Below are 21519 nucleotides of genomic sequence, written 5' to 3'. Positions count from 1 at the left end.
TCGTTTTCCTTTTAAACCGAAGCTACGGGCTCTGCCGCTTCGTATTGATTCTGGGAGTAAAGCGCTGAAATTTGCTGCGCGAAATTAGCTAAAATCACGTCGCGTTTAGGTCTCCCGTTCGCGGTAAGCATGCCGTTACCTACCGAAAAGGCTTCCTCTACGCGCACATAACATTTTATTTGGGCGTAATCAGGGAGTTGCTGGTTGGCAAGCTCAATGGCGTTATCAATCACAGCAGCTGTTAGTTGTGTCGGGGTGTAAATAAGCGCCGTTAAAAATGGCTTGCCATCACCCACCACCACGCATTGCAGTAAAGGTACATAAGCAAGCAAAACGGACTCCGGCCACTCGGGAGAAATATTGCGTCCAAAGCTATTGATCAGAAGATTTTTTAGCCGACCTTCGATGACAAAATGCTGCTCACGCTTGGACACTCTGTCGCCAGTTTTTAACCACGCATCTTGGGCTATCGCTTCGCCGCCTAAGTAACCTAAAAAGTTATTACCTTTGATCTCTAGCTCATCTGCCACAATACGTGCCTGAATATGAGGCAGTAACTTACCAACGCTGCCATCTTGCTCACCAGTATTCAGTGCAACAACAGACCCCGACTCGGAAAGCCCATACCCTTGAAACACAGGTAAGCCCAGCCGTTTAGCTTGCTGTAGCAGTTCAGTGTCAACTTTAGCGCCACCGACCGCAATAAAGCGTAAACTTGCAGGGGGTTGCCACCCTTGCTGTGCAGCGCTTATCAGGCAACGCAGTAGCTCTGGCACTAAAATTAAGCTATTTGGTTGTACTTCACTTATCTTTTGCAGCAACTTTTGTGGATATAGCAACTGGCTCCCCGAAAAGCCTAGCGACGCAAGTTCGGTTACCTCAACCATGCCACCACTGAGTAGCGGCGCATACACACCCGCGATGTTTTCTAGCAACACAGGTAGCGGCAATAAACATAAGTGCTTAGGCCGATTAAGTGCGATGGTTTCGCATAAACTGCTCGCCACGACAAGCTGGTTTTCAACCGACAGACATACGCCTTTTGGTTCGCCTGTTGAACCTGAGGTATAAGTTATCTTTTGCGTTTTAGGAAAATAGATTCCCGTGCTTTCACACCTAGTTTGATATACATAGATTGCTTGACCATAGACATCTAACACCGAATATTCAGCGCTATTTTCAAGCTTGGTATCGCTGATCAACCAGTTTGCTTTTGACTGCTCAAGGGTGTGTTCAACTTGCGCTGTGGTAAAGAAATGAGGTACTGGAATAGACACTTTATTCGCTTGTAATAGTGCAAAATCTACCAATAACCAAGCGATAGAGTTGTCTAGAGAGACCGCAACACTCTCGCCACTCATCACAATAAAGCGCTCAGCCAATGCTTGCGTGTAAGACTTTACCTCAGCAAAAGTGAGACGAGTTTGCCCTTGTTGTAAAATCACATCACTGTCTTGATGTGGCAGTTTTTTTAAGAAATCACACATATAAAAATGCCTCTTTTAAGCTCGCGACTTCCACCTCGAGTCCTTGTAGTAAGTGTTGATACATTTCAGTGTTTGTGATCACCTGCTGGGCTTGATGTAAATCGACCGAACAAACCATGGGAGCACATTGGTAATAGCTGCCATAATCTTTGGCTGAGGCGATAGTGCCGTGTGCCAAAGAAATCTTGTTAACCTCGACTTGGCATAACTTCATCAATGCACGCACTTGTTTGGTTGCCGTAAACACCAAGTAGCGGATGTCACTCTCAAGCAGTGCTTGAGTCAGTACAATGAAGTGGCTTAACGTTGCCATTCGGCCGGTTGAGAACAAATTGCCAAGTTCTGCGATATGATTACGCTCTGAAACCGTTGAGAGACACTGCTCTACCGCACGATTAAGATACTGCTCCACAAATAATGCGTCTTTGGCTGCAAATCTAAGACCTAAAAAGCAATCGCTTTGACGGTAGTTTAAATGGCTTAAAAGGGGATAATACTCATGAATGTCAGCGCCAAAAGCATGGGCAAAACCACTGTGGATAGCGTGCTCCAATTCAGCGCGCGCACCGCAAGTCTTGTTTGCCCATCTAAGACGACTTTGTGAGTTTGTTGCTTGTAGTGCTTCACCCATCGTTTTCACACCTTTCCTGTTCTGATGTAAAAACTTTAAAAAGCGAAAATTAAGAAAACCTTAAGCTTGAAAAAGGGAGGAAAAATTTTTCTAGATACGCATTCCAGTTTTAAAACGCTTGCTTTCGGCTAATCACAAATACGGCAACGAGCGAGACCAAAATAAACAGTGCGGCGAGTAAAAAGGTCATTGAAAATGCCATATTCAGCTGTGCAGGGCTTGCCAAGGTCGCACTCTTGACCTGCAACAACACGCTAAATACACCACCAAGTAATGAGGCTCCGGTCATTAGCCCTAAGTTTTTACATAAATTAATGAGCCCTGATCCCATGCCCTTTTCTTTTTCGGCTACTGTCGTCATCACAAAGGTATGGTGAGCCGCTAGAAACAACTGCCTTCCGGGAGTTAACACAAATAACGCGACAACATAGCCATAAAGTCCAAATAATGAAGGTAGGATTGCAAAGCTAATTGTCCCAATGAGGACCATCAGCAAGCCCAAAAACATGGCAAACGCGATGCCAAAATGATCAACCACCTCGCCTGACGGATAACCAGCGACAGCAGCAATACAAGGCCCGATAGACACAATAAGACCAACCGTAACCGGGCTTAGCCCTAACGCATAAGTGAGATAAAAAGGCCCGACAACTAATGTCGACATCGCGATGGCGTCAACTATAAAGCTCACGATTAACGAGGTGTTGCGTAGCTTGTGTTTCAGAAAAGCCAAACTCACAAGTGGAAATTGAGCACGCTTTTGGCTTTGTACAAAACAGTAGATAAAAGCCACTGAAAATAAGAAAAATACGCTATGCAAGACAAGACTAAACGAACTACTCGATGGCATAGCCAACACATAAAATAGGCATGACGCCGACAGCCACACACTTCCAATAACATCAAAACGTTGTAGCTCAGGTGGATTTGCGACATCATCAGGCAGAAATCTTGCTATTAAAAAGTAAGCTGCACCACCAAGCAATATCATCAACCAAAAAGTGAACTGCCATGATAACCACTCTAGCATTGCGCCACTTAGCAATGGCCCCAGTGCCGTGCCAATCGCAGCGGTAGTACCGAGTAGCCCCATTGCAAGTCCAACTTTACGCTTTGGCATCGCAACGCTTGCCAGTGCAAATACTTGAGATAATAACAGCGCAGCACCAATGCCTTGGAACAGCCTAGCAGCAATCAACATCCAAAGGTTTACGCTCAGCCCAGCGACAATGGAGCCCACACAAAAGACGCTGATCCCAATGCGAAGTGCCCTTTTTCGGCCAACGCTATCTCCAACAGCGCCAGCACCAAGAATAAACGCGGTAAGCGAAAGCAAATATGCCACAACGACCCAATTCACCAATGCCTGCCCCACGCCAAACTCCTCAGCAAGTGTTGGCAACAAGACATTGATACTACTCATGCCAAGCGTTGGCAAAATGAGTACCACAGCCAAGCTGAACAACACCCGCTTTTGTCCGGCTCCCAGCGCAGTTTGATCCTCTGTATTTACCGTATCTTCTAACATGCGTTACCACTCCTACCATTGCGCCATGCTAATAAGAGGTGACTGTACTACTTCAAGTGAACTTGAGGTCAAGAGTGTGGTTGGGTTTGAAGCTTGATTGGCTTAACTGGATTAATTGGATCAACAGCAAAGCCTTAGATAGTTTTAGCGAATCGAAAGCCAGTAACTTAATGTGCTGAGCAGCAGTGATTGGACCTCCGCCACAGCACTTTGATTATGAGATCCCTAAAACCTTGTCGCTATGTTATTTATCACATTTTGAAACTGTGATTGTTGTCCAACAACCTCTATTTTATGAATTACTTGCGCTTCAAGAACAAACACTATCCCGTGTGTTTCCTCTTTGTTGTAACTACTAAATATCGTAATTTCTTGAATAGATTTTTGTTGGACATTCTGTATTTGATAGGTGCTTGCGATCTCTTCTGAAAGTACCTGGAGCCAAGCAGGCAAGTTCATTCTTGAATCGACCTCAAACAAACTCCGTATAAATTGATGTTCATGCCCAGATAAATCAACAGCAGGTACAAACTTTTGCGGATCTAAAGTTTCGTGAAGTAATTTACTGTCTTTAAACGCTAACACTAACGTTTCAGACACATGCGAAATAGTGATAGGTGAGTCAACCTTTAACTTGACGACCTTCGATAAGATAAGCTCTTGAGCGCTAACCTGCATGCCCCAAAGCAATAGAAAAGTTGCAAATATCATCCTTATCATGCGTTGTTCCTTTCAATTTATTTTATGTGATTGCCGCAAAGCGATTTAGCTTTCAGAGATCTCATTGCAAGCAACTCGCTTTTGATTGCATAAACGGCAAATAGCCTAGAGCACGTAAATTAACTTTACCTTAGTGCTGTTACCTCACAAACTTGATTGCACCAGTCACATTTCTTATCAATCATATTTCCCAGCTAATTTGCAATATTTTTGGCGTCATAGCATGACAATAACCATTTGTTTTTATTTATTTTAATCTGGTGAGCGTGCAGATATTTTTGAGGGAGCGAGCGTCGTATGAAAATAGGTACATTTATTGATGCATTGAAAAGAAAGTTTCAGTATGATGATTTATTGGCCACTTTGGAAATAATAATAAATAAGGAATAATGATGAAATACCTTGCCATTTTTTTGCTCATGTTTACCTCTTTTCAGAACCATGCGGTTGTCAAAAGACATGATGTTGACCCTGACTTGTATAAGGTTAACAGCATTCCGCAGTTTTATGTTGATATGCCATTTCAAGGCGGTTCGGTGTTAATCGATAAGCATTGGTTATTGGCACCAGCTCACGTCATTTATACGTTTATGTATGACTACCAAGACAAACCTATCATGGTACATGGCGTTGAAAATCAAATCGCACAAATCATTATTCACCCGGATTACAAAAAGGTAGAAGGTGATTGGAGTGAAGGCGACCCGGCACCGCTTATGGAGCAGCTAAATAACGCCAAAGACATTGCGTTAATTCGCTTAAGTAAGCCTGTGACACACATTCAACCCATCGCTATATATGAGGGAAATGAAGAATTAGGCATGGAAATAACCGGGTTTGGTCGCGGCGCTATCGGAACGGGAATAACGGGTGAAGAGCACGACTCTGAGGGACCAAGCTTAACTACCTATGCATGGTACCAAGTCACCAAATTTTTCTCAGATTGGGCTTTCACTCAAGACGACTATCAAATGCATGTTTACAACAACGTGATCACAGAAGCAAAAGCACACTGGCTCAGATTCACCTTCGAACAAGGAGCCGATGCGCTACCGTTAGAAGGCACTATAGGCTCAGGAGATAGCGGCGGCGCAGCAATCATTTATCAAGGCTCAACTCCGGTATTGGTTGGATTAGCTGCATGGAGAGAAATTGAAGGCGATTTGGAAAATTATACTTTAGGAAAATACGGTTCAACCGCAGTATTAACGCGTGTATCTTATTACCAAGATTGGATAAATAAGCATATCAATAAAGGCCAGTAGCAGGTAAAGCGCGTCTAAAAGCAAACCATAAGACGGTTGCTAAATTTACGAAGGTAATAAGGTATGTTGATCGTTGTGATAAAACAGCCACTGCGACTAAAAGCTTACAGGAATGGTTTGCCAAGTAGTGACAAGTCTTTGTTAAATTTAAGCTTGTCTCTGCTTCCCTTTGAGCTTTAATAAACAATAGCAAGCTAAATGATAGGCTCTTTGGCGTCATTGTATTGTAGTTTATCATTTACAGCCTCATTCTGCTCCAATACATCATGTCTAAAGTACCTAGCCGACAGCACTTTTCTATTGGCAACACCCAGCTTGTCGTAAATGTTTCCACAATGAAACTTCACGGTATTTGATGAAACATGCAGCTCAAATGCAATGTCTTTATAGGACTTCCCTGATAATAAAAGTAGTAATACATCACGCTCTCGGCTTGATAATTTAGAAAAACAGCAAGACACACCCACCTCCTTGATCACATAAAAATTACCTTTAAACTCAACATTAACATTCAAATGCTTTCATCTCAATAAAAACAACCCTTCATTTACTTTCATATTGATAGCAGCTGTTATCTGAAGCGGTATACATCAAACAATTTTCGGCGCAACAGCATCACTCGCAACTCCTCAGCAGCTATAACCATTTGGCAAAAGTTGGTCGCCTCAAAACTACCCACTTAGATAGTTTCATTTAACTTACGTACTGATAAATTAAAAGTTCAGCATTAAGGTACAAAAGTAAACATTATTAACTTTTAAGGCCAATAAGAGCTGATTGATATGACAACGTCACTACGAATGAATTACGAAGTAATGCCTCCAGACATAGACTTCTGTAATTCGAGATATTAATAACAATCTTTTACAAGGAAAGCTCATGATAGAAAAAAGTAATTTATTCAACCAACTACAACAACACGAGGGAAAGGTAACAGAAAGCCCACTAGTGACTAAGCTACTAGAGCCTGAAGTATTACCTTCCATTTCAGGTGGAAACTACGCCCAGTGTGGTGGCTCAAATCCTGGCTATGGACAAAATGGAGGAAGTTACGACCAGAGAAATGATGGGAGTGGTTACACTCAAGGTTCTGGAAGTTACAGCCAGCGCTGTTCATAAGTATAAATCTATGCCCATGTAATGCAAAAGCATGGGCTACTTTTAGCCTAAAAATAGAAAGAGATAATAATGCTAAAGTCTATAGATAGATTGCAGGTTATATTAAAAGTATCTGAAAGATGTAATTTAGCATGTACATATTGCTATTATTTTTTTGGTGGCGATGATTCTTACAAAGATAGACCTGCATTAATTTCAGGCAAAACTGTTGATGACTTAATTGACTTCCTCCTTCGTTCATTAAAAGAAATAAAGATTTCTGTTATCGAGATAGCTTTACATGGTGGGGAGCCTTTGATGCTTCCGCTTAAAAAGTTTTCAGATTTATGTGAAAAACTAAGTAAAGGGCTGTCTGAGCATACCCAGTTGAAGTTATCAGTACAAACTAATGTAACTCTAGTTACTGAAGAGTGGATTACGCTCTTCGAGAAATATCAGGTGAGTCCAGGCTTAAGTATTGATGGCCCAAAGAGCTTCAATGATAAATTCAGAATCGACCACAATGGTAAAGGCTCTTATGACAAAATAAAGGCGGGCACTGAACTTATAACCAAGGCTGCCTCCGAAGGACGACTTACTCAGCCTGGTGTCATTAGCGTATTAAATGGCACCTTTGACTATAAAAAAATCACTGAGCACTTAGTTGAAGATTTAAATATAAAAAATTTAAGCTTCTTATTCCCAGATATAAGTCATGACGACCCATTCCCTAACAATACAACAATCAATGATTATAAAAAAGCAGTGCTCGATATTTTTAATCTTTGGAGAGAAACTAATAATTTTTCAACACGTCAAATTGAAGACAAATTTAGAATATTTCAAAAGAGGGAAGGAGGAGACAATAGACCATATGATCGAAAAGAAATAATAAACAATCAAATAATTTGTATTCAATCAGATGGAACGATAACCATTGATGATTCATTCATTCCAACGAGTGAATGGCGAAAAATGGCGCCAACAAGCAACGTAAAAGAAACCACATTAAGATCATTTTTGGAACACGAAATTTTTAAAGAGATAGATAAAATTTACAAAGAAACACCTGAAGGCTGTAAAGACTGTGTATGGGAGAAGCTCTGCAGAGGCGGAGACTTAGAAAATAGATACAGTAAAAACAACGGGTTTAATAACCCATCCGTGTTTTGCGAGGCAATAAGTGCATTATATTTTGAAATTACTCAGCATTTAGTCTCCAATGGCTATCCTAAAGATGAAATCCTTAAAATTATAGAAGGGAAGTAAAATGATTAAGATTTTTATATTTTTTAGTTCGATGATACTTTCATTCTCTAGTTTCGCAAAAGAGAGCTGTACTTTTCCTGTAAAGTTAATACTTAAACAAAGCCCAAAAGGATTGCAGGTCGAATATCGAGCTAGCAAACCTTACACTGCATTGAAACTCAACGCATCGAAAGAAACAGAATCTGCATTTTTAAATATTAACCAGAGGGAAAATATAGCTCATCATAGTAGTAACATAGTTCTAATGAATGAGAAAGGCTTAACTACCTCATTCCTTCTATCCCCCTTAAATAAGTATATTAACGCAACATACGCGCCATACGTGAATTTAGGAGACTCTCATGGCGTATTCATGACCGCAATCACTCCAATTGCAATGAAAATAAAGCCAGATGATGAATGGGAAAGTTTAGAAGAAAATTGCATCACTTTTTTCGCAGAAAAAGACAAAAAACTGGTAAGTGTAGAGAAGAAAAATAACTTTTTAATATTTAACTTTAACGAAGAATCAGTGCTCGTCAGTAAGAAAAGTAAATTCAACTTCATCTTCAATGATAATCTACCACAATGGCTAAGTGATCTGATAACTGAAAATTTCAAAAAGTTTCACAGTTATTACAGTAAAGAATTAGCACTATCAAATGATAAAAAGTTAACCATTGTTGCAAGCTTCGAGAGTCCAGAGTCTGATTTTTATGATGGCGGAGTGCATAATGGTAACACTTTTGTCTTAAGGTTTGGTGGTAAACGTTACCTCAATTTTAGCCCTGCTATTGCTCAACACCTAGAACAATTTATCGCTCACGAAGTATTCCATATTTGGACAAGTAATGACAGTCATGAACCTCACTGGCTTAGCGAAGGTGGTGCTGAATTCGCAGCAAATATAGCCAAGCTCAATTTAAAGCTCATCGATAGGGAGCAGTTTGACACACAAAATAATCTTCAAAAGCTCACCTGTTCGCTTGAGCATAGCTATAAGGTAATACCGGGAACGCAGTATTGGCCAGGCCGCTATAGCTGCGGACATGCATTTTTACATCACTTAATTGGGGAAAAACAATTTTTTCACTACTGGCGACAAAAACTTCTTAACACTCGAGAAAATAGTCTCAATCACTTCGTGAGTAATATATCTCCTGAAAGTAAAATGGCGTTAGGTGCGCTCACTTCTGGCAACTCAACTCCCCCACCCGAAGAAGCGATAATAAAAAGCTATCAGCAGCTAATCGGTGAAATAATAATTAATAAATCCACTCCTAACCACATATTAAAAAAAGCAATTTTTAGGCATTTTATGACGTCGGCATGTGATGGCTTTTTTTCATTCGAAACTCGCGAAGAGCGAGTAAGAATATACCAACATTCCAGTTGCCCATCGAGTTTCGAAAAAGCAAACGGATACATCGAAAAGATAAATTCGCTGGATATTCGAAGCGACGGATATTTGCTTTTAGATAGCTATAATAAGTCATGCTCTACGAGAGGTGTCCTAACTGTTGAAGGGAAAGAATTTTCTGCAGATTTACCATGCAAATTTTCACCTTCTATCTTTAAGAACTTTCGAATCCAATAAAAACAACAAAATAATGGAAGAACACAAATGATATTGCATGTACTAGCCCCCCCTCATACCGTAACAACAAATCAGGACTATCTGTTTTGCGCCTTCACGCAAAAAGTCGTCAAATTCTGCAAAATGATGAAACCTTTTTTTAAGATCATTCATTATGGTCATGAACGATCAGAGGTTGACTGCCATGAACATGTAACTGTGATGACCGACGACATTTTAACTAAAGCATACGGCGGTAAAAGTTGGCAAGATAGTTATTGCAATCACAGCACATTGGACATCGCTCATCATAAATTTAAACAAAATGTTCAACGAGAACTAGAAATTAGAGTTGAAGCTGGAGACGCTATTTTATGCTTTTGGGGTAATAGTATGGAAGAAGCGGTATCCATGTTCGAGGAAAAATGTTTCATCATAGAACCAGGCATCGGCTACGATGGCAAGGGATGTTTTGCTCCTTTTAAAATATTCGAGTCATATGCTCATATGAGCTATGTTTACGGTCAATTGGGGATAACACATCCCAAACGTTACGACGCAGTAATACCAAACTATTTTGATTGTGATGATTTCGAATACTGTGAAGCTAAAGATAACTATTTTTTATATCTTGGTAGGATGGATCCCAATAAAGGTTTAGTAATAGCTGTTGAAGCAACGAGAAAAGCCAACGCTAAGCTTATTGTCGCTGGTCCGGGAGATATCAATCACCTAAGTTATAAAACAATTCCAAGCCATGTTGAGTTTGTGGGTTATGCTGATTTAAATAAAAGAAAGCATTTACTTAAAAAGGCCAAAGCTCTCTTTCTGCCAACTATTGTTCTTGAAGTGTTTGGGGGCGTTATGATCGAAGCCATGTTGAGTGGTACACCTGTAATTTCTAGTGATTGGGGCGGCATTCCAGAAAATAATCTACATGGCCTCACAGGATTTAGGTGTCGTAACGAAGAGCAGTTTTACTGGGCAACCAAAAATATAGATAAAATTTCTTCAAAACATTGTAGAGAATGGGCTGAAAACAACTACTCAATGGAACGCGTTGCAAAAATGTATTCAAGCTACTTAATAAGTCTAAAAAGAAACTTTAGACATCAAACTAGAGAGCAAACGTTGCAACAAGATTACTCAGAGTTAGCAGAATTAGACTGGCTTAATAAGTACTATCCAGCAATAGAGTCATAAGTTAAGCCTAGCCAATTTAACTTAATCTTGACTTCGGATAAGAATTTAAAAAATCAAAGGAACGAATAGCTCACTTCCTGACCAGTTCATTCGACCAAAAGAAACGAGCGTGAATAAGTTAGTTGAAACCTATTGCGAGGGTCTGTCACGTCATTCGCGCCAAGAGAAATAAGGTATTTGAAAGCATTGCTCAGGATAGCAAAGGCACCATGGTCTGATCGTTTAGATTTACACTGCATTTGATCGTCAATCACATAGGTGAAATTGTGGCGTTGAAGCTAACAAATGTAGATGATCGAAAGCTGGTGACAGAAATGGCCTACACGCTCTTTCGCAAACTCTACGGTTACAGAAGTTACAATGTAGGGTTTGTTCAGATGAGTTGGTTGAGATAAACGCTAACTTTTCTATATTAGCTTTTGGTTCATTCCTTGAACTTTGCAACTCAGGTAAGCAAGGTAATAAATGTTTTTCCAGAAGGTTAGATAGAGCAAAGCTCTTGCAAACATTGACCCAATTACCTGCTTGTAATGTTGTTATGGAATCATGGTCAACGTCTCATTATTGGGGGCGGTACTGCTTACAAGCTGGGCACCAAGTTCAGCTTATCCCTGCGCAACATGTTACCCCTTTTGTCCGTGGCAATAAAAACGATAAAAATGATTGTATGGCGATTTATGAAGCGAGCCTTCGACCTAACATTCGCTTTGTTCCTGTAAAAACAGAGCATCAACAAGCAACCCTAGCACTACATCGCTATCGGGAACGGCTCATACATAATCGAACCGCCTGCATCAACCAAACATGTGGTTTGTTACTTGAATTTGGCATCGTCATCAAGAAGAGCTTAAAGTCTTTTCGTGCAACCATTGCTGATCTGCTCAACCGTAATTTACATGGAGCTTTAAATCTACTCCTCAGAGACGTTTATGAAGAAATGCAAAAGTTAGACGTCAATATTAAAAATGTAGAGGCACAATTTAAGCAGTTTAATGAACAGAGCCAAGCTGCTCAAATTATCCAATCCATCCCCGGAATTGGGATTATCAACGCATCGGCATTGAGTGCCACAATAGATAAAGGGCAAGCATTTTCTAATAAAAAGGAGTTGGCTGTGTGGCTTGGGATCACACCACGTCAATATGCTTCGGGTGAAACCAATAAGATGGGAGGGATCACCAAACGAGGTGATCGTTATCTAAGAAAACAACTCATTCATGGTGCCCGTACAGTGGTCAATCATGCGCACAAAAAGCAGGATGATTTAAACAAATGGATCAACGCATTGGTAGAACGTCGCGGTAAAAATAAAGCGGTGGTGGCCACGGCCCACCGACTTGGCTCGCTTAATGTGGATATTGCTACAAAGAAATGAACCTTATAAAGCCCAATATACACAAAGTGAGGCGCAATCATGACTCAAATTATGGCTATTAAGGAGCCCGGTCGTGACAAGGGCCTCGAGCCCGAGTGGGTGTTTATGAGCCCTTGATAGCCATATTCTCATTGCTGTAAACATAACGATGAACAAAAGGTCAAACCTACCTAGTTAAACCCGTTATAGGCAAGGCATTCAATGCCGCGTGGGTGTATTCTACTTTTTGGGTGGCTAGGTTCGAAACTCATTAGGGGCGCTGAAAGTCAGTTAAGCCCGAATATATGTCAGAGCAGCACCTTATTTAGGGTGACTCAAAGTGACTGTTTATCAATACATACAAATAGTAAATGAGAGATAAATAAAAGAAGCAACAAGGCTGTTAAAACAACCTTGTTGGATGAGTATTACTTGACAGCAGCTGAGCGTCCATATATGTCACTTATTTTCTTTACCTAGCTAGTTTTTAAAGTGTCGGTTAAGTTATTACGGCTTAGCCGTGCTTCGAGTTGCCAAAAAGTAAGTTTTGAAGTCGATAAAGGCCGACTTACTGTGAAGGAAGGGCTGTAAATTTCACTAAATTTATCCCACTTGATGTTGCTTTGTTTAAGCACATTGCCCATGCAAGTGGATGAAAGCTGTAGTGCATTTGATGGCAGACAAAACACCATGTTGTCACAAACAAGTAGCGATACTTTCAGGCTATTTGCTTTGATATATTGAATCGTGAGCATCAAATGGCCTAAGTGCAGTATTTCATTATGCTCAAGCGTGTCACTATTACTTAAATCTAACGCGGCATTGTTTGGTGTATTTATTAAACACGCTTTTGCTAGCATCAATTGCCCTGTAAATCGCAGCACTAACTTGTTAACCCAACTTAGTTGTAAACTTGCATCACGGGCGATTAGCCACCACTGTATTTCGCACGGGCAGTTTTCAAGTCGCTCAACCATATAGTCGTGTTTTTTCTGATCAGAAATACCCAATGCAATCACCGCACAATAAGGCGTTAACGTATCTCTAATCAGATAAGCAATTAGCTGGTTATCATAAACTATCTCAATTACACCTAATGACTCAGCCATAGCACTTTTCCTCCGAGCCATTTTCCTTCGAAAGCAAGGGGATATTCTCAATATCAATACGCTGATTAAGCGTTAGTGTATCCGGCGCAATATGGCTAGCAATCACCACGATACCGGTTTTGCTCAACTGATTGATAAGCTTAACCATAAGTGAAATATTGTAATTATCGAGCGCTTCAAACGGTTCATCTAGTAGCACCACATCGGGCTTAAATAATAACGCTCGTGCGAGGTTAAGCCGCTGTCTTTCGCCACCAGAGAGCTGTCTGCCACCCGAGCCTAGCCATTGCGTTAATACGCCTAGGTAAGACAGATTAACGTCATTGAGTACCTGCTTTTGTATGTCTTGCTCTATTTCATGACCTAAAGAAAGGTTTTCAGCTAAGGTGCCATCTAATACGGGTGATGATTGCCCGCAGTACACAATGCGCTCGTGTAGTTTGCCTAATTGTTGGACGATGTTGCCTTGGTTAAACGTGATGCTGCCTTGAAATGGCTGTAGTCCCGCAATTGCTTTTAATAGGGAAGACTTACCAGTCCCAGAGCTGCCCTCAAATAAATAGCAACCGGCATTATTTATTTCGATTGAAATGGGAAATCGTTGCACGCTGCAAGCGGTTACATTATCGAGGCTCAGCGTATGAATCGCTTGGCTATGTCGGGTAATTTTTGGTGACGATGATTGTGCTTGCTTCTGTGGCTGTTTATCGACAGTCTTTGCGACAGCTTTTTTAGCATTATCTTGCTTGGCTTGAATAAAATCTACCAGCCCTGTTTGCGATTGCAGTAGCTTGCCCAGCCAATCGTTAATGCTTAGCAATAACATGGGCACTAAAATAAACAATGCATTTTGCGATGCCGCGCCAGCATACTGCTTAAAAAGCAGATATAAAGCTAAAATGGCGAAAAGCTGTAAACAGAGTTGGCCGTAAAACATCGCCTTTTGCTGTGTTTGTTGTGCTTTTAACAGCTTAGAGGTTGATGCAAATTGGTTGTCTAACAGCTCAGTTTGAAGATGCCAAAGCGGTGAGCTGTGTAACTTATCGTCAAATACAGTGACAAAGCGCTCTTTTTGTTTGGCAATTTTGACCGCTTGTTTTAAGCCAAACACAATGAGCAGCGCATAAACTATAATAAAAGCAATCGTTACACACAGCACATAAATAAGATGACTTGGAATAAGCAAGTAAACACTAACATTTAACAACAGTAAGGTAATAAACATCGCAGCATTTTGGTTTACCCAAGCAATCCAAAGCGCAGCTTGTTGCTCTGTGGTGGTGCTCATTGCCTCAACCTGCGCGCTGTTTTTAACCTGTTCAAGCAAGCTTAAGTTATTCAAACTTGTTGCAAATAGCGTCATTCGTTTGGCTTGTAACGATTTAAAAAAGCCACTGTGACCAACTAATAGTGCCGCATAGCCAGATGCAATTCGAATAAGCGCTAAGGCCCGAATAATAACTGCGGGTAACATGTAATTTAAGCTACTGCCCATCACACTTGCCGCGGCAATAAACCAACTTGAAACCAGCAATAACCCCATTGCCGCTAGGCTATAAGCCACACTCAGTAGCAGCGCCAAGAAGTTGGTTTTTAATGTATTAGTTTGCATGACAAAGCACCTCGCCAAACTCGTTGATGTGCCAAATATGACTAAACCAGCGCTGTGACTGCGGCTTATGACATGCCCAAATAACGGTTTTATCTTTTAGAACCGTTTCAATTAAACAACAGAGTCGCAAATGTTGCGCGTCACTTAAAAACGCAGTGGGTTCGTCGAGTAAATAAAGGTCGGCATCGCACGATAATAGCCTTGCTAAACTCAAGCGCTGTTTTTCACCGCCAGAAAGTGGCGGACACTCGTCCATAGGCGTATTAAGTCCCTGTTTTAAATTTTTATACCAAGCCATTAGCTCAACTTTTTCTAACATTGTAAAAAGCGCTTTATCAGAGATTGGTCTGTTGAGCGTTAAGTTGTCGCGCACAGTGCCGCGTAAAATACAGGGAGATTGTGTCAGCAGCGCCACTTTTTGTGTGGTTTGGTGGCTTGCTTGGCGCTGTTTGCTAAGCGCTTCAAATAACAGTGTTTTCCCAGCACCTGAGGGAGCACTTAACCAAATATGCTGGCCACGTTCAACAAATAAATGCTTTGCAAAAACCACCGTATTAACGACCTGAAAGTCATGCCAATCAATGCTAGGAGAAAGTGATATATCAGAACTTTTTTGACTGTTACAAAGCACACTAGCCAGCTCTGATGCCGCAACTTGGGCTGCGGCTTTTTGATGGTATAAATTGCCTAACTGTTTAAGTTCGCTAAACACCATAGGCACAGCAATGAGTAAAAATAACCCATCTGCAAACACCAGTTTGGGCCCTAAGTTTATCTCTTCTAATAGGTTAAACCCGACATAAACGGCAATTAGCGCCATCGACAGCGTCGAAAAAAAATCTAAAACAGTTTGGTTTAAAAAAGCCACTTGAAGCACTTTCATGGTGCTGGAATTAAGCGTGTTTGAACTTTGCTCAAGGTGCTGTGTTTGTTGCCTATTGGCAGAAAATACATTGATCAATTCAATGTTGCTAAGGCGATTGGCAAACATACTGCCTAAACGCTCAAATGCCACAAAATAGGTGTTATGCAAGTGCTTTGTGCCTTTGCCTATGATGATCATAAAAAGCGGCACCACAGGCAAACACACTAATAAAATAATAAATACAAACCAGTTCACATAAGCAATCACGCCAAGCAATAACAAAGGCGCAAATACAGCAAACCATTTTTGCAATTGAAATTCACTGATAAACTTCACCATCGCATGAAGGTGCTCGGTGCTTAGTTGCTGCCAGTAAAAATGACTATGTTGACGAACCAACGCGTGCTGCCCTTGCTTAAAAGCGCCATGTAACTGCGCTTCTAAATCGGCCAAGCTACTTGCTTGTAATGCCATTAGGCGGTTATGAGCAAAAAGGTTAAGAATCAAGCTTGAAACTAATGCCCCCACTAATACATTGAGCGTCCATTCATAGTGTGTGTTTGCGCTAAAAAAGTGACTTATAACCAGACTACTTGCATCACTTGCGAGCAATCTGGCCATTAAAAAGCTAAATGCTGCGAAAGCCGTCAGCTGACATAAGAAGGCAGAGCTTTTGAGTGCTAACACACCCAGCAGCGCATTTTTTACTTTGTGCTGCTGGCTATGTAACAGCTCGGTAGCGGCGACCTCCATGTCGCCAGTTGCTGCGTGATTGTGTTTAATCATCGCTGGTGTCGTCTCTGTCCATGTCTTCGGTGGCTTCTAGCCACATCGCATTAATAATGCCGAAAGAACACGCTAATAAAACACCTAAAATCCAAGTGAAATACCACATAAGCCACTCCTTAATAAATTGTGTGTGGTTTATCTAAATCTTGCGCTTTAATGCGCCCGCGCATCACATAAAAACTGTATGCGGTGTAACTCAATACAATTGGCACAAAAATACAGGCAACGATAAACATGGTTTTGAGCGTTAAATAACTCGATGTGGCATCCCACACTGTTAAACTCGCGTTTGGCATGCTGCTACTTGGCATAAGGAACGGGAACATAGCAGCGCCTGCGGTTAAAATAATGCCTGCCATCATCAATGACGACATTAAAAACGCCCAGCCACCGCGCTGTTGCTTGCTAAACCACGCTGAGCCAAGCCCCGCCAAAATGCCAAGTACAGGGGCAATTAGCATCCACGAGTAAGTGCTGTAATTGTTAAGCCACGCGCCCGATACTGCTTCAACCGTTTTGGTCAGTGGGTTTGATGTCGCCATAGGGTCAACGCTAGAGGTGATCACATAACCGTCAAGATTGGCAACGACCACACCCGCTAACATAAAGAGCAACACAGTCACTAATGACAAATAGAACGACACAATGCGTGCGCGCGCGAGTAAATTTCCTTCGGTTTTAAGTTGTAACCAGTTAGCGCCATGAGTCAGCAACATAGCGACCGATACCAGCCCTGCTAAAATGGCAAACGGATTAAGCAAACCAAAAAAACTGCCGGTGTAAGTTGGGCGCAAAGTATTATCAAACTCAAATGGTACGCCTAGTAGTAAATTACCGAACGCCACACCAAAGATAAGCGCGGGTACTAAACCGCCACAAAATAGTGCCCAGTCCCACGCTGTACGCCAGGTTTTACTCGGTAACTTACTGCGATAGTCAAAGCCGATTGGGCGCATCCATAAGGCAATAAGTGTTAGCGCTAAAGCGATATAAAACCCCGAAAATGCTGCCGCATAAATCAGCGGCCAAGCCGCAAAAATTGCGCCGCCAGCAGTAATAAACCACACTTGGTTACCATCCCAATGGGGGCCAATGGTGTTGATCATCACGCGACGATCTTCGTCGCTTTTGCCTACTAACGTAAGCAGTGCGCCCACACCTAAATCAAACCCGTCGGTAATGGCGAAGCCAATCAGCAATACGCCTACTAAGCCCCACCATACTAAGCGTAAAAATTCATAATCAATCATGATTGTGCTCCTTCAGCCGATAGTTGCGCATTGCCATCGAAAGGTGTGCTTTGCTTTTCTGGCACAGGCCCTTTTTTGGCGTATTTCTTCATCAAGTAGAAGCCAATAACAAACATCACCGCATAAAAACTGGTGTAAGCAATTAAGGTAAACCACACTTCACCCACGCTTAAGTTTGATACCGAAGCATGCACAGGCAGCACTTCGGCAATTGACCACGGCTGGCGACCAAACTCTGCGACAAACCAACCCGCTTCAGAGGCAATCCAAGGCAGAGGTAAAGAGAACAGCGCCAGTTTTAACAACCATTTAGGTTTGGTGATTTGATGTTTAGTGCTGTAGTAAAATGCAGCGGCAAAAACGAATAGCATAATAAAGCCCGAGAACACCATTATTCTAAAACTCCAGAAAAGTGGTGCAACAGGTGGAATGCTGTAATTTACCGCTTTTTCGATGGCTTCTTCACTTGGGCTGACAAAGTCATTGGTAAATGGCTCTAATAACATGGCATAGCCCAAGTCTTTTTTATGTGCTTCAAACAGCGCCATTTGCGCTTCAGTTGCGTTACCACTGCGCACGGTATCGAGTAAATTTTTAGCAATCAATCCAGATAAAATACGCTCACGATGCAGCACTTTGTGCTCTTTAATGCCCATCACCTCTTCATCAAGCGAGCGCGTCGCGATAATGCCCATCAGCCAAGGGATGCGCACCGCATATTCGGATTTTTCTTTTTCATCGTTGGGGATAGCAAAAAGCGTAAATGGTGCAGGTGCTGGGTGGGTATCGTATTCGGCTTCAACTGCCGCGAGTTTTACTTTTTGTACATCGCCAAGCTCATAGCCACTTTCATCACCGAGCACGATCACCGATAAAATTGACGCTAAACCAAAACTTGCAGCAATCGCAAATGAGCGACGCGCAAAGGCAATATGCTTATGTTTTAAAAGGTAATAGCTTGAAATAGCTAACACAAACATTGCGCCTGTTACATAACCTGCAGAAACCGTATGCACAAATTTAACTTGCGCAACGGGATTAAACATCACCTCAGCAAAACTGGTCATTTCCATACGCATCGACTCGAAGTTGAACTCTGCACCTACTGGGTGCTGCATCCAGCCATTGGCAATTAAGATCCAAAGCGCCGAAAAATTAGAGCCTAACGCCACAAGCCAGGTTGCCATAAGGTGCCTGACCTTTGACATTTTATCCCAGCCAAAAAAGAACAAGCCAACGAACGTGGATTCTAAGAAAAACGCCATTAACCCTTCAATTGCCAATGGCGCACCAAAAATATCACCCACATAATGCGAGTAATATGCCCAGTTCATACCAAACTGGAACTCCATCGTTAAACCCGTTGCCACACCTAGGGCGAAGTTAATACCAAATAACTTTCCCCAAAACTTAGTCATGGTCTTATAGATTTCTTTGCCCGTCATCACATAAACCGATTCCATAATGGCCAGCATAAAACTCAGGCCCAAGGTCAGCGGTACAAATATGAAGTGGAACATGGCGGTGAGTGCAAATTGCCAACGAGACAATTCGACCAATGCTTCATTCATTTCGAACTCCTTTAGATTAGGTTACTTCCTGATATGGCAGAAAACATACCAATCTTGGGTATAGTCAAAAAATAAATAATGCATTGTTTTTAATAGTTAATTTTACATTTCAAAAATTCATTCGATAAAGATAAACTTACCAATCGACATTTTTGTCAGACAAATTGAATGTGAAGACATTTTTGTCACGGTTATTTTTTTACAGTACACTCATTTTTAGTAAAACGGTAACGAACTAACTTGGGCAAGTGTGCGATATGGCAAATTCGGTGATCCAAGGTTTAATCAATATTATTGATAAACCAGCAATTTTTATTGACCTAAACTATGTCATTGTGGCAGTGAATAACGCCTATCGTGATACCTATCAAACACCGATTGAGCTGGGTAAAAGTACCTGCTTTGCCATATCGCATAAGGCCAGTAAACCCTGCGATCAGATGGGTGAAGCTTGCCCCATGCTAGAGTGCAAAAAAACCAATAAGCCAACCAGTGTCGTGCATATTCACGATACCCATTTAGGTAAGCAATATTGCGATATTGTGATGAAGCCTATTTTTGACGAAAACGATATATTAATGGGCTTTGTTGAGATCCTCGATAAAATCGATTTTGCCTCAGTAAAAGCGCAAAAGAATAAAATGCTTGGTCAGTCTGACGCCTTTAAAGCACTAATCAATAAAGTAAACCGCGCTGCCAAAACCGAAATTTCGGTATTATTACAAGGCGAAACCGGCACAGGTAAAGAGTTAGTTGCTCGCGCGTTGCACGATGCAAGTAGGCGTAAAGATAAACCGTTTATTGTAATTGAATGCTCCGGCTTACCCGAGCAGTTATTTGAGTCTGAGTTATTTGGTCACGAAAAAGGCGCGTTTACTGGCGCCACAAGCCAAAAGAAAGGCTTGGTCGAAATTGTTGAAGGTGGCACTTTGTTTTTTGATGAAATTGGTGATGTACCACTCAATATGCAAGTAAAACTGCTGCGATTAATTGAAACACAAAGCTTTCGTGCGGTTGGCAGCCTAAGACAAAAACGCACAGACTTTCGATTAGTCTGTGCAAGCCATAAAAACCTGTTAGAAATGGTTGAAAAAGGCGAGTTTAGAAAAGATTTATACTATCGGATCGCCACTTTCCCGATAAATTTACCGTCCCTGAAAGCCCGTCAAGCTGACATCGCGTTATTAGCTAAGTTCTTTTTAAAACACTCTGAATTTAAAGACAAACAATTCAGTGAAGCGGCACTTAAAAAGCTCGCGCAATATGCCTACCCCGGTAATATTCGAGAGCTAAAAAGTATTGTATTACAAGCAGCTATTTTGGCCGATGACGATGTCATTTACGACACCGACATCCCTTTCGAAAACACAGCTAATTTGCAGCATACAGCAAAGCCTAACGCAGATTTAGCACAACTGAATTATGACAAGGTATTTGATGTAATATCGTTAGAGCAGGCCGAGCAAAGCTACTTAAAAAAAGCGATCGAACATTTCCAAGGTAGCACCGAAGAGCTGGCCCTTAAATTTGGTGTCAGTAGCCGCACCTTGTATCGCAAACTCACTAAATATGGTTTGTCGCTTACTAGCAAAAACAGTTAATACATTCTCAGTGATAGCTAAAAATCTACAGAGCTTTGAGACCTGGGGTCAAGTTTTGCACCGTGCATGATATAGATGCCCGCCGTCAGCTTTTGGCACAGAGCCATCCTTCGGCTCTAAAACGAGCTGTTGAACAACCGAGATTTGAGCGACGACACTTAAACCAACGATCGCCTTGCGTTTATACGAACCACTACACCTCACTCAAATACTGGATCATCCGTCCTGAGTGTTTCTCTTCTTTAAAGTCACAACTGGTTAGACGATATTGAACTAAGTTATCTGTTAAGCAGCGGGTGCCGTGGATATCGCCGGGTAGAAACTCTCAACAACCGCCGGCTTTGAACGTGTTTGTTCCTCGGGATACGAAGTGGGTTTCGCCGCTTGCTAATTGTGATGGGTGTCACTTATTTTTTAGCTGGATATAGCAACGGCGCAGCAATCATTTATCAAGGCTCAACACCGGTATTGGTTGGATTAGCAGCGTGGAAAGAAATTGAGGGTGATTTGGAAATTTACTTTAGGCAAATACGGTTCAACCGCAGTATTAACACGTGTATCTTATTACCAAGATTGGATAAATAAGCATATCAATAAAGGCCAGTAGCAGGT

The 21519-nt window shown here is 41.6% G+C and carries 17 protein-coding genes and 2 pseudogenes; 8 read left to right on the top strand and 11 right to left on the bottom strand.

Going from position 1 to position 21519, the window contains the following annotated elements; all coding sequences use genetic code 11:
• Positions 1-11: 11 nt before the first annotated feature.
• The 4 genes from QSH61_RS22485 to QSH61_RS22470 all read right to left on the bottom strand — a co-directional run bounded on the left by QSH61_RS22485 (position 12) and on the right by QSH61_RS22470 (position 4366).
• Entirely contained in the window at positions 12-1487 is a 1476-nt protein-coding gene (locus QSH61_RS22485) for an AMP-binding protein (RefSeq protein ID WP_206472389.1), read from the bottom strand.
• Positions 1480-2118: a thermostable hemolysin gene (locus QSH61_RS22480; RefSeq protein ID WP_206472387.1), complete on the bottom strand. Its 639-nt coding sequence runs from the start codon at positions 2116-2118 to the stop codon at positions 1480-1482. Before QSH61_RS22480 ends, QSH61_RS22485 begins: the two co-directional genes overlap by 8 nt.
• Positions 2119-2227: 109 nt before the next feature.
• The gene (locus QSH61_RS22475) at positions 2228-3646 is read right to left on the bottom strand and encodes an MFS transporter (RefSeq protein ID WP_206472385.1); all 1419 of its coding nucleotides are present in this window, start codon (positions 3644-3646) and stop codon (positions 2228-2230) included.
• A gap of 225 nt (positions 3647-3871) precedes the next feature.
• A complete protein-coding gene (locus QSH61_RS22470) occupies positions 3872-4366 on the bottom strand; it encodes a hypothetical protein (protein ID WP_206472383.1) in 495 nt (164 codons plus the stop codon).
• 389 nt (positions 4367-4755) lie between these two features.
• Between QSH61_RS22470 and QSH61_RS22465 the strand changes: the two genes are divergently transcribed.
• Positions 4756-5631, top strand: a complete 876-nt coding sequence (locus tag QSH61_RS22465) for a trypsin-like serine protease (RefSeq protein WP_238536683.1) — start codon at positions 4756-4758, stop codon at positions 5629-5631.
• A gap of 194 nt (positions 5632-5825) precedes the next feature.
• Here the strand turns inward: QSH61_RS22465 and QSH61_RS22460 are convergent, their stop codons facing one another.
• On the bottom strand, positions 5826-6092 hold the full coding sequence (locus tag QSH61_RS22460) for a response regulator transcription factor (RefSeq protein WP_211865235.1): 267 nt from the start codon (positions 6090-6092) through the stop codon (positions 5826-5828).
• Positions 6093-6510: 418 nt separating this feature from the next.
• On the opposite strand from QSH61_RS22460, the gene QSH61_RS22455 reads away from it, so the two are divergent.
• The 6 genes and pseudogenes from QSH61_RS22455 to QSH61_RS22430 all read left to right on the top strand — a co-directional run bounded on the left by QSH61_RS22455 (position 6511) and on the right by QSH61_RS22430 (position 12174).
• On the top strand, positions 6511-6750 hold the full coding sequence (locus QSH61_RS22455; protein ID WP_010603836.1) for a hypothetical protein: 240 nt from the start codon (positions 6511-6513) through the stop codon (positions 6748-6750).
• A gap of 69 nt (positions 6751-6819) precedes the next feature.
• Entirely contained in the window at positions 6820-7998 is a 1179-nt protein-coding gene (locus QSH61_RS22450; RefSeq protein WP_010603837.1) for a radical SAM protein, read from the top strand.
• A 1-nt stretch (position 7999) separates the two neighbouring features.
• Positions 8000-9574: a hypothetical protein gene (locus QSH61_RS22445; RefSeq protein WP_206472381.1), complete on the top strand. Its 1575-nt coding sequence runs from the start codon at positions 8000-8002 to the stop codon at positions 9572-9574.
• Positions 9575-9601: 27 nt separating this feature from the next.
• Positions 9602-10756: a glycosyltransferase gene (locus QSH61_RS22440; RefSeq protein ID WP_206472379.1), complete on the top strand. Its 1155-nt coding sequence runs from the start codon at positions 9602-9604 to the stop codon at positions 10754-10756.
• A 140-nt stretch (positions 10757-10896) separates the two neighbouring features.
• Positions 10897-11115, top strand: a pseudogene (locus tag QSH61_RS22435) (transposase); the annotation flags it as partial.
• A 32-nt stretch (positions 11116-11147) separates the two neighbouring features.
• Positions 11148-12174, top strand: a pseudogene (locus tag QSH61_RS22430) (IS110 family RNA-guided transposase).
• Between the two features lie 412 nt (positions 12175-12586).
• Here QSH61_RS22430 and QSH61_RS22425 read toward each other — a convergent pair.
• The 6 genes from QSH61_RS22425 to QSH61_RS22400 are packed head-to-tail and all read right to left on the bottom strand — an operon-like array spanning position 12587 to position 19306.
• Complete coding sequence (locus QSH61_RS22425; RefSeq protein WP_174169601.1) at positions 12587-13219, bottom strand: hypothetical protein; 633 nt, start codon at positions 13217-13219, stop codon at positions 12587-12589.
• Positions 13212-14831: an ATP-binding cassette domain-containing protein gene (locus tag QSH61_RS22420; protein WP_206472373.1), complete on the bottom strand. Its 1620-nt coding sequence runs from the start codon at positions 14829-14831 to the stop codon at positions 13212-13214. The genes QSH61_RS22425 and QSH61_RS22420 overlap by 8 nt, the downstream gene beginning before the upstream one ends.
• The gene (locus tag QSH61_RS22415) at positions 14821-16482 is read right to left on the bottom strand and encodes an ABC transporter transmembrane domain-containing protein (protein WP_206472367.1); all 1662 of its coding nucleotides are present in this window, start codon (positions 16480-16482) and stop codon (positions 14821-14823) included. The genes QSH61_RS22420 and QSH61_RS22415 overlap by 11 nt, the downstream gene beginning before the upstream one ends.
• Positions 16475-16591 (bottom strand): cytochrome bd-I oxidase subunit CydX, encoded by a 117-nt coding sequence (gene cydX, locus QSH61_RS22410; protein ID WP_010603848.1) that lies wholly within the window; start codon positions 16589-16591, stop codon positions 16475-16477. The genes QSH61_RS22415 and cydX overlap by 8 nt, the downstream gene beginning before the upstream one ends.
• A gap of 10 nt (positions 16592-16601) precedes the next feature.
• On the bottom strand, positions 16602-17735 hold the full coding sequence (gene cydB, locus QSH61_RS22405) for a cytochrome d ubiquinol oxidase subunit II (RefSeq protein ID WP_206472357.1): 1134 nt from the start codon (positions 17733-17735) through the stop codon (positions 16602-16604).
• Positions 17732-19306, bottom strand: a complete 1575-nt coding sequence (locus tag QSH61_RS22400; protein WP_206472355.1) for a cytochrome ubiquinol oxidase subunit I — start codon at positions 19304-19306, stop codon at positions 17732-17734. The genes cydB and QSH61_RS22400 overlap by 4 nt, the downstream gene beginning before the upstream one ends.
• Before the next feature lie 257 nt (positions 19307-19563).
• Here QSH61_RS22400 and QSH61_RS22395 point away from each other — a divergent pair, with 257 nt between their 5' ends.
• Positions 19564-20907 carry a sigma-54 interaction domain-containing protein gene (locus QSH61_RS22395; protein ID WP_174169605.1) on the top strand — a complete coding sequence of 448 codons (1344 nt, stop codon included), beginning with the start codon at positions 19564-19566 and terminating at the stop codon, positions 20905-20907.
• Positions 20908-21519: the final 612 nt, after the last annotated feature.

The organism is Pseudoalteromonas sp. JC3 (genome assembly GCF_030291895.1).
In the GTDB taxonomy this organism is placed as follows: domain Bacteria; phylum Pseudomonadota; class Gammaproteobacteria; order Enterobacterales; family Alteromonadaceae; genus Pseudoalteromonas.
The sequence above is the reverse complement of the archived record's forward strand: the minus strand, read 5'-3'. Positions and strand labels throughout refer to the sequence as shown.

Coding starts and splice junctions, on each gene's coding strand:
- QSH61_RS22465 (WP_238536683.1), top strand. CDS start 4,756: ATGATGAAATACCTTGCCATTTTTTTGCTCATGTTTACCTCTTTTCAG.
- QSH61_RS22455 (WP_010603836.1), top strand. CDS start 6,511: ATGATAGAAAAAAGTAATTTATTCAACCAACTACAACAACACGAGGGA.
- QSH61_RS22420 (WP_206472373.1), bottom strand. CDS start 14,831: ATGCAAACTAATACATTAAAAACCAACTTCTTGGCGCTGCTACTGAGT.
- cydB (WP_206472357.1), bottom strand. CDS start 17,735: ATGATTGATTATGAATTTTTACGCTTAGTATGGTGGGGCTTAGTAGGC.
- QSH61_RS22485 (WP_206472389.1), bottom strand. CDS start 1,487: ATGTGTGATTTCTTAAAAAAACTGCCACATCAAGACAGTGATGTGATT.
- QSH61_RS22480 (WP_206472387.1), bottom strand. CDS start 2,118: ATGGGTGAAGCACTACAAGCAACAAACTCACAAAGTCGTCTTAGATGG.
- cydX (WP_010603848.1), bottom strand. CDS start 16,591: ATGTGGTATTTCACTTGGATTTTAGGTGTTTTATTAGCGTGTTCTTTC.
- QSH61_RS22450 (WP_010603837.1), top strand. CDS start 6,820: ATGCTAAAGTCTATAGATAGATTGCAGGTTATATTAAAAGTATCTGAA.
- QSH61_RS22415 (WP_206472367.1), bottom strand. CDS start 16,482: ATGATTAAACACAATCACGCAGCAACTGGCGACATGGAGGTCGCCGCT.
- QSH61_RS22400 (WP_206472355.1), bottom strand. CDS start 19,306: ATGAATGAAGCATTGGTCGAATTGTCTCGTTGGCAATTTGCACTCACC.
- QSH61_RS22470 (WP_206472383.1), bottom strand. CDS start 4,366: ATGATAAGGATGATATTTGCAACTTTTCTATTGCTTTGGGGCATGCAG.
- QSH61_RS22440 (WP_206472379.1), top strand. CDS start 9,602: ATGATATTGCATGTACTAGCCCCCCCTCATACCGTAACAACAAATCAG.
- QSH61_RS22395 (WP_174169605.1), top strand. CDS start 19,564: ATGGCAAATTCGGTGATCCAAGGTTTAATCAATATTATTGATAAACCA.
- QSH61_RS22445 (WP_206472381.1), top strand. CDS start 8,000: ATGATTAAGATTTTTATATTTTTTAGTTCGATGATACTTTCATTCTCT.
- QSH61_RS22475 (WP_206472385.1), bottom strand. CDS start 3,646: ATGTTAGAAGATACGGTAAATACAGAGGATCAAACTGCGCTGGGAGCC.
- QSH61_RS22425 (WP_174169601.1), bottom strand. CDS start 13,219: ATGGCTGAGTCATTAGGTGTAATTGAGATAGTTTATGATAACCAGCTA.